Source organism: Ideonella azotifigens (assembly GCF_006519715.1).
GTDB classification, from domain to species: Bacteria; Pseudomonadota; Gammaproteobacteria; order Burkholderiales; family Burkholderiaceae_C; genus Ideonella; species Ideonella azotifigens.
The window spans coordinates 1-1,738 of the sequence record NZ_VIDT01000929.1; the positions used below are offsets into that span (position 1 = coordinate 1).

At 67.7% G+C, this 1,738-nt stretch carries 2 protein-coding genes; both read left to right on the plus strand.

The window, feature by feature from the left end; genetic code table 11:
* The first annotated feature begins 79 nt into the window (after nucleotides 1–79).
* The gene (locus tag FKP22_RS29320; RefSeq protein WP_141291703.1) at nucleotides 80–1,249 is read left to right on the plus strand and encodes an acyl-CoA dehydrogenase family protein; all 1,170 of its coding nucleotides are present in this window, start codon (nucleotides 80–82) and stop codon (nucleotides 1,247–1,249) included.
* On the plus strand, nucleotides 1,246–1,738 hold a 493-nt coding region (locus FKP22_RS29325), incomplete at its 3' end, for an enoyl-CoA hydratase/isomerase family protein (protein WP_233447005.1). The genes FKP22_RS29320 and FKP22_RS29325, both read left to right, overlap by 4 nt.

A 1,738-nucleotide genomic window follows, 5' to 3' on the forward strand; every position in this document is an offset into this window, starting at 1 on the left:
CCGCACGCTGCGGCCCAACGCCTTTGGCGTCGCCCGCCTCTGAACAGTTTTCCGGTTCCCACAAGCAGAGGAGACCACCATGCAATTCACCCCCGAGCACCGCGCACTGGCGGACACCGTGACCCGCTTCGTCCAGCAGGAGATCAACCCCTTTGTGGCCGAATGGGAGGCTGCCGAGCAGTTCCCCAGCCACGAGCTGTTCAAGAAGCTGGGCAACCTGGGCCTGCTGGGCCTCAAGTACCCCGAGCAGTTCGGCGGCGCCGGGCTGGATTTTGGCTACTCCATGGTCATGGCCGAAGCGCTGGGCGAGGCCAACTGCGGCGGCGTGCCGATGGCGATTGGCGTGCAGACCGACATGTGCACCCCTGCGCTGGCCCGCTTCGGCACGGACGAGCTGCGCCACGAATTCCTCGCGCCGACGATTGCCGGCGACTACGTGGGCAGCCTGGGCGTGTCCGAAGCCGGCGGCGGTTCGGACGTGGCCGCGGCGAAGACGACGGCCCGCGTCGAAGGCGGCGACTACGTCATCAACGGCAGCAAGATGTGGATCACCAACGGCATGAAGGCCGACTGGTGCTGTCTGCTGGCCAACACCAGCGACGTGGCTGCGGCCGGCGGCCCGCACAAGAACAAGAGCCTGATCGTGGTGCCGATGGACGCCCCCGGCATCACCCGCCAGAAGATCCACAAGATCGGCATGGACAGCTCGGACACCGCGCAGCTCTTCTTCGACAACGTGCGCGTGCCCCGCCGCAACCTGATCGGCCAGGAAGGCATGGGCTTCATGTTCCAGATGCTGCAGTTCCAGGAGGAGCGGCTGTGGGGCGCCGCCTCTTCGCTGCGCAGCCTGGACCGGCTGATCGACCAGACGATAGCCTACACCCGCCAGCGCCAGGCCTTTGGCAAGAGCATCCTGGACAACCAGGTCGTGCACTTCCGCCTGGCTGAGCTGCGCACCGAGGTCGAAGCGCTGCGCGCCCTGACCTACCAGGCCGTGGACCTCTACCTCTCCGGCAAGGACGTGACCCGCCTGGCCTCGATGGCCAAGCTCAAGTGCGGCCGCCTCTCGCGCGAAGTGGCCGACAGCTGCCTGCAGTACTGGGGCGGCATGGGCTTCACGCGCGACAACCCGATCTCCCAGGCCTTCCGCGACGGCCGCCTGATCTCCATTGGCGGTGGTGCCGATGAGGTGATGCTCAGCATCATCTGCAAGCTCGAAGGCACACTGCCGAAGGCGACCAAGGCATGAGCCCGTTGGGCCGCCCCAAGGGCGAAACCGAAGCGCTTCAGCGCGAAGGCATGCCAGTCACCGAGCCGCTGTTGCTCGTGCGTCGGCAGGTGCTGCAGCCGGCGACCGCCGGCGCGGTGCTGCACCTCACGCTGAACCGCCCCGAAGCGCGCAATGCGATGTCGCTCGCGCTGGTGGACGCCTTGCTCGCCGCGCTGGCCGAAGCTGAGGCCGCGGGCGATGTGCGGGCCATCGTGCTGCGAGGTGCCGGCGGGAATTTCTGTGCCGGTGGCGACCTGAAGGACATGGCCGCAGCGCGGGCACGGTCCATGAACGGAGATCGCACCGGCGAAGACCCGTTCGAGCGCATCAGCGCCCGTTTCGGCGAGCTGTGCGTGGCCTTTGCCAACACCGGCATTGCGACGATTGCGTTGCTGCAAGGCGCGGTCATGGGCGGCGGCTTCGGCCTGGCCTGCGTGGTGGACGTGGCACTGGCCAGTGCGGACGCGC

What these genes read in the sequence shown, in the direction of transcription:
- FKP22_RS29320 (WP_141291703.1), top strand. Translation starts at nt 80, where the DNA reads ATGCAATTCACCCCCGAGCACCGCGCACTGGCGGACACCGTGACCCGC.